This window comes from Streptomyces sp. NPDC101152 (assembly GCF_044768275.1).
Classification (GTDB): Bacteria; Actinomycetota; Actinomycetes; order Streptomycetales; family Streptomycetaceae; genus Streptomyces.
The window spans coordinates 1-5,790 of record NZ_JBIWPO010000118.1 but is presented as its reverse complement, the minus strand read 5'-3'; the positions used below and the strand labels follow the sequence as shown (position 1 = coordinate 5,790).

The following is a 5,790-nucleotide window of genomic DNA, read 5'->3' as shown; positions in this document are numbered from 1 at the left end:
CTCAACGCCTTCCAGATCGCCTTCGATGGCCGCCTGACCCCCACCAACCAGCGATAACCTAACAACCAAGATCAGCCGTTAAGTTGACACACCCCCGTGCCCTGGATGGTCCTGGAGGAGCTGGCCGCTCACCAGGCGCGGTTCTACCCCGCCAGGTACCAAGCGATCGTGAACTCTCTGGACAAGCTGCGCGAGATTCTTCCCTGGGAGCTGAAGAGCTCCCTGGAGTCCTTGGATCTGGAGCGCTTCCTGGACTACTGGCGGCATGCGTACGGGGAGATCTTCGAGGTCATCGAGACCAGCGACGCAGCCATCCGCAGGGCCTATCAGCGTGAGGCGATGGCGCTTCCGCCGGCGAAGCGGAACAAGGACCGTTCCGAGGGCGGCCGTGATGCGGCGATCTGGTTCTCCATCCTGGATTTTCTTGAGCAGAACCCCGACCAGCACGTCTACTTCGTCACCGACAACACCTCCGATTTCGGCGACGGCACCACCTACCCGTATCCGATGAACGAGGACATCCGCGGTCTGGAGAACCGGCTGACGAGGCTCGATAACTTCGCCCAGGTCGTTTCCAAATTCACCCAGGAGGTCTCCGGGAAGGACGCGGAGACCGCTGCAGCAAAGCTGCTGGCATCGCCGTCTGTCCGGAACGGCGTGGCGGAGGCAGCGAGTGGATTGAGCACACTCAGCGGCTACACCGGTCTCGGCGACGGGGACGCCGTACTCGTCCGGCCGTGGACGAGCCGGCCCGGGGTCACCAGTTACGTCTTCCGCGCCGGAAACCGCCTGCGCGTGTTGTGTAGCTCGAAGCGATAGGTGCTTGCACTGTCGACGGATCGGAGTTCGTTGCCCGCCAGCCTCGGCCGTCGCTGTAAACCACGCGGCTGCCAGGGCCCTGGCAGCGCTGGTCCGCCACGCGAAGGTGCGTGCGGCCCGCCAGTGTTATTGGTCAGGCTTGCGGGCCCTCTGCCAGTGCGGACACGTCGGCCCAGTCGTTCCACGTCTTGAGCCGCTCGGCGTAGACGTGGGGGATGACCTGGAGGGGGAAGGTGCCGAAGAAGACCCGCTGCGGCGGGTTCTCCGCGTCGACGATCTTGAGCAGGGCCGGACCGGCCGCGGTGGGATCACCGACCGCGGCACCGCTGAAGGCAGCGGCCATGGCTGCTCGTACACCGTCATAGGCAGGCAGGGGCTGGGTGTGGACGGCGGAGGAGCCGGCCCAGTCGGTGGCGAACCCGCCGGGCTCGACGAGGGTGACCTTGATGCCGAACCCGGCGACCTCCTGAGCCAGAGAGTCGGTGAGGCCTTCCAGGGCCCACTTCGAGGCGTGATAACCGCCCAGGTTCGGGAAGGCAGTGACGCCACCGATGGTGGAGATCTGCACGATGTGGCCGCTGCCCTGTGGACGCAGGATCGGAAGAACGGCCTGGGTCACCCACAGGGCACCGAAGAAGTTGGTCTCGAACTGGGCGCGGATCTGCTCCTCACTCAGTTCCTCGACCGTACCGAACAGGCCGTATCCGGCATTGTTGACGACGACGTCCAGACGGCCGAAGTGCTGGTGGGCGCGTTCGACGGCGGCGAGGACCGCACGCTTGTCGGTCACGTCCAGGGCTATCGGTAGGACGGCGTCGCCGTGGGCGGTGACCAGGTCCGCGAGGGTTTCCGTGTTGCGTGCGGTGGCCGCCACCTTGTCGCCACGGGAGAGGGCCGCTTTGACGAAGTTGCGGCCGAAGCCGCGGGACGAACCGGTAATGAACCAGATCTTGGTCATGAAGAAACTCCTGGAATACGAGATTTCTGACTGAACTGAAAGGGGGATGTCCGACATCGACACCTTGCGCTGCGGCCGCTTGGACGACGTGATCGCATGTGGCAGGCGGGGTGAGCCGAAGCCACGGAGATGGCCCCCCGGCTGTGGGCGAGCAAAGATCCGGGGATCACTGTGGGTCAGGTCGATGCTGAGACAGGGGTTGTCGCGGGTGCTCTGGGGCCTGTCAGCCTTGTAGCGGGTCCAGAGACCGTCATCGACAGTCGGCGCCGCGTGTCCCACTTGCCTGTTGCGGCCGCCGGGACGATGTCAGCTGGCAGTGGACCACCTCGGTACGGATGTTCCCGCCGACTCGAACGGTCGTTCCCAAAACAGTGGGCTCCCCTCGATCGTGACAGGAAACTCGAGCCGCTTCACCGGGCGGCCGTCACCACCGGCGAAGACGCGGTCCTCGTACGGTCCGTCGAGGGGCAGGCGGATCTCCGGTTCCTCGGGCACGTGGCCCTCGTCGATCAACATCGCAGCGGTGCGGGCGAGCGAGAGACGGGAGAATGAGCCTTCGCCGGTCGTCACTCGGCGGGTCAGTCCCCGGATGGCGGCTGCTGCGATCTGGTATCCGGTCGCGAAGTCGAGTGCCTCGACGGGCAGGTGCCGGGGCCGGTCGGCGTCGACGAGTCGGCCGAGCGCGTTGATCGGTGTCCGGTGCTCCGGGTCGGCGAGTGCCCAGGCCGTCGTGGCGTCGGCGAGGCCGCTGCTGAACTGGACGAGGGTGTCGAACCCCCTGCGGTCCTTCCACGGCCCGGTCCAGCCGTAGGCGTTGAGTGCCACTTCCACCAGGCCGGGGCGTACGGCGGCTCGGATCTCCGGGGCGATGAGGCTGTCCAGGCCGCCGGGACGGTATCCGTGCACGAGGACGTCCGCCTCAGCCAGGAGGCTGAGGAATCGATCGCGGCCGGCCGTGATCTGCAGGTCGAGAAGCGCCCAGCGCTTTCCCAGCATGACGTCGCTGCCGCGCCCGAAGACCCCGCTGCTCTCGTCCGAGCCGGGACGGTCGATACGCAGCACCTCTGCACCGCAGGCCGCGAGGAAGCGGGATGCCATCGGCCCTGAGATGACCCGGGTGAGGTCGAGCACGCGGATGCCGGCCAGCGGACGGCCAGGTGTCGGCCGCCAGTTGCCACTGGCCGCACCCCCGGTCTGGAGGTGCACGACGGGCTCCGTGGCCACGGCACGGCCCTGAGAGTGGTGTCGCCATTCCTCGACGGTGCGGCTGATCGCGACAGCGGCACCCTCCCCCACCAGGAAGCGCTCGATGTCCTCCGCCGTGTGCTTGCGGATCTCAGAGGCGAACTGGCTCGGTTCCTCCGCTGTTCCCAGCGCATGGGCGATACGGGCGCGCAGCGTCGGAAACGTCGCCTGTATACGCAGCCATCGGTCGTCGGCGGTCTGGAACTCGCTCATCCACTTGTGCGGGATGCCCTGCCGCGCCGAGTCGTCGAGGGGCTGGGAAGGGCCGACCGGCAGATCGAACCAGCCGCTGGCGAGCCTTCGGTCCACCCGGACCTGCGGCTCCCCACCGCCGACGGTGGCCAGGAGATCGCTGAGGGCCAGGCCGGCCGCGGCGAACGACGCCGCGGCGAGATCGGTGACCGCGAAGGGGGAGCGCAGGGCGCCCTGCCCCGTAAAGCTCACCCGCTTCAGCGCCTTCTCGTCCCCGCCGAGCGAGTCCCAGATCTGGGAAAGAAAACTCCATGCGGCCGGGTGTTCAGGGGTGTTCATTGCGCCGTCCTTCCACGGATTTCAGGCAGGGCGGCCATCACGCCGCGGCCGGTGCCGGGAGCTGCAGTGTTTTCGGCTGGAGGAACTCCTCCAGACCGTGGACGCCCAGTTCGCGTCCGTTGCCGGACTGCTTGTAGCCGCCGAAGGGGGCGAGCAGGTCCAGGGGGGCGCCGTTGATGTGCACCATGCCGGTGTCCAGGCGGCGGGCGAAGGCGAGGGCGCGTTCCTGGCTGGCCGAGAAGACCGCTCCGGACAGGCCGTACAGGGAGTTGTTCGCGATCCTCAGGGATTCGTCCTCGTCCGCGTACGGGATGAGGACGATGACCGGGCCGAAGATCTCTTCCTGGGCGATGGTCATGTCCTCGGTGACATCGGCGAAGACGGTGGGGCGGACGTAGTAGCCGGCGAGCAGTCCGGCCGGCGGCTCGATGCCGCCGGTCACCAGCCGGGCGCCCTGTTCGATTCCCTCGGCGATGTAGGCGCGCACCCGATCGCGTTGGATTGCCGAGGCGAGCGGGCCGACCTGGGTCCGCTCGTCGGAGGGATCGCCCACGACCGTGGTCTCGGCCGCTTCCCGGGCCAGTTGCACCGCGCGTTCGTAGGAGTCGCGGTGCACGAGCATCCGGGTCCACGCCGTGCAGGTCTGCCCGGAGTTGAACAGGACGTTGGCCACTCCCCCACGAACCGCGGACTCCAGGTCGGCATCGGGCAGGATGACGTTGGCCGATTTACCGCCGAGTTCCAGCGCGACCTTCTTCACGGTGGCCGCAGCGAGCTCACCGATCCGCTTGCCGGCGCGCGTCGATCCCGTGAAGGAGACCATGTCGACGTCCGGGTGGGCGACCAAGGCCTCACCCGCGACGGCGCCGGTGCCCGGCACCAGATTGAAGACGCCCGCGGGCAGCCCGATCGCATCGATGATCTCGGTGAGGAGGTAGGCGTCGAGCGGGGTCACCTCGGACGGCTTGAGCACGACGGTGCAGCCAGCGGCCAGGGCGGCGGCCACCTTGGCCACGATCTGGTGCAGCGGGTAGTTCCACGGAGTGATGGCGGCGACGACGCCGACCGGCTCCTTGACGACGAGCGTGGTTCCGATGTGCTCCTGGAACTCGTACGTCTGAAGCAGCCGGGCGTACGACTCGGCGACCGCGATCGGCAACCCAGCCTGAACCCTTCCCGAGGTCTGCCGCGGTGCGCCCATCTCCGCAGTGATGGTCGCGGCGATCTCATCCGCGTGCTCCACCAGGCCCCGGTGGAGCCGGTCCAGGAAGACTCTGCGGTCGGCCGGAGGCGTGCGGGACCAGGCGGGCAGCGCCGCGCGGGCGGCGGCGACGGCCGCGTCGACGTCCTTGGTGGTGGCGGCCGGCACGGTGGCGATGACCTGCTCGGTGGCCGGGTTGACCACCTCGATCACCTCGTCGCCGGAGGGACGGCGCCAGGCGCCGTCGATGTAGAGGTTCTTGTGCTCGAGCACGGTGTTCAAAGCTCCCTCGTCGTGGTGGCGTGTGTCAGTGGCGGCCGAACATCTGCGGGTTGCCCTCGTCGATCCACACAGACTTGGTCTCGGTGTAGTCGTCGAGCGCGTCGGGGCCCAGTTCGCGGCCGATGCCGCTCTGCTTGAACCCCCCGAAAGGCACGCCGTTCGCCCCCGGCCCCGTCGTGCCCGAAGAGATCCAGGCCATGATCGCCGGTGACCCCCGGGCCGCCGCCGTCACCGGCGCGCTGCCCGCCCGCCGGTTCGGCCTACCGCGCGAGATCGCCGAAGCAGTCGCATACCTCGCCTCCGACGCCGCCGCCTTCGCCCACGGCGCGTTCCTGAGCATCGACGGGGGCGCGGTCCTGGCCTGACCGATGGTTCGCAGCAAACCCTTCCGTCTGACAGCAGCCACCTGGCTCAGCGCCCGCACCCCCTCAGTCCAACCACGACCGCGCGGCGACGACGCTCGGCTGTCCCTTGACACTTGGCCGACATCAGTGAGGCATGAAACGTCGGTAGATGCCGCGGCGTGGCTGGAGTGTCAAAGTCCGAGCTCCGCCAGGGCGGGATCTGTGGAGCGATCCGCGGCCGGACCTCCACCACCCGGGCCGAGGTGAACCTCGCACTCTTCGAGTACATCGATAACCCCGCCGCATCCAGAAACGGCTTAGAGCTCGCGCAGATAGGCGGTATGGGGAGCCCCAGCCGCAAGGCGGGCACAGGCCTCCGTGATCATGGAGTTGCGACGCTCTGTGATCAC

The 5,790-nt window shown here is 68.0% G+C and carries 5 protein-coding genes and 1 pseudogene; 2 read left to right on the top strand and 4 right to left on the bottom strand.

Features of this window, described 5'->3' with window-relative positions; all coding sequences use genetic code 11:
• The first annotated feature begins 168 nt into the window (after nt 1–168).
• On the top strand, nt 169–819 hold the full coding sequence (locus ACIRVK_RS45200) for a PIN domain-containing protein (protein ID WP_404257957.1): 651 nt from the start codon (nt 169–171) through the stop codon (nt 817–819).
• A gap of 133 nt (nt 820–952) precedes the next feature.
• On the opposite strand, the gene ACIRVK_RS45195 is transcribed toward ACIRVK_RS45200, so the two are convergent.
• The 4 genes and pseudogenes from ACIRVK_RS45195 to ACIRVK_RS45180 all read right to left on the bottom strand — a co-directional run.
• The gene (locus tag ACIRVK_RS45195) at nt 953–1,777 is read right to left on the bottom strand and encodes an SDR family oxidoreductase (protein WP_404257955.1); all 825 of its coding nucleotides are present in this window, start codon (nt 1,775–1,777) and stop codon (nt 953–955) included.
• Nucleotides 1,778–2,083: 306 nt separating this feature from the next.
• Nucleotides 2,084–3,553 (bottom strand): CoA transferase, encoded by a 1,470-nt coding sequence (locus ACIRVK_RS45190; protein WP_404257953.1) that lies wholly within the window; start codon nt 3,551–3,553, stop codon nt 2,084–2,086.
• Nucleotides 3,554–3,590: 37 nt separating this feature from the next.
• A complete protein-coding gene (locus tag ACIRVK_RS45185; protein ID WP_404257951.1) occupies nt 3,591–5,027 on the bottom strand; it encodes an aldehyde dehydrogenase family protein in 1,437 nt (478 codons plus the stop codon).
• A 34-nt stretch (nt 5,028–5,061) separates the two neighbouring features.
• Nucleotides 5,062–5,187: pseudogene (locus ACIRVK_RS45180) on the bottom strand (aldehyde dehydrogenase family protein); the annotation flags it as partial.
• On the opposite strand from ACIRVK_RS45180, the gene ACIRVK_RS45175 reads away from it, so the two are divergent.
• Complete coding sequence (locus ACIRVK_RS45175; protein ID WP_404257949.1) at nt 5,159–5,401, top strand: SDR family oxidoreductase; 243 nt, start codon at nt 5,159–5,161, stop codon at nt 5,399–5,401. The pseudogene ACIRVK_RS45180 and the gene ACIRVK_RS45175 sit on opposite strands and share 29 nt — an antisense overlap.
• The last annotated feature ends 389 nt before the right edge of the window (nt 5,402–5,790 follow it).

Bases quoted from the DNA above. Each gene is read 5' to 3' on its own strand.
- ACIRVK_RS45195 (WP_404257955.1), bottom strand. From the start codon at position 1,777: ATGACCAAGATCTGGTTCATTACCGGTTCGTCCCGCGGCTTCGGCCGC.
- ACIRVK_RS45175 (WP_404257949.1), top strand. From the start codon at position 5,159: ATGCCGCTCTGCTTGAACCCCCCGAAAGGCACGCCGTTCGCCCCCGGC.
- ACIRVK_RS45190 (WP_404257953.1), bottom strand. From the start codon at position 3,553: ATGAACACCCCTGAACACCCGGCCGCATGGAGTTTTCTTTCCCAGATC.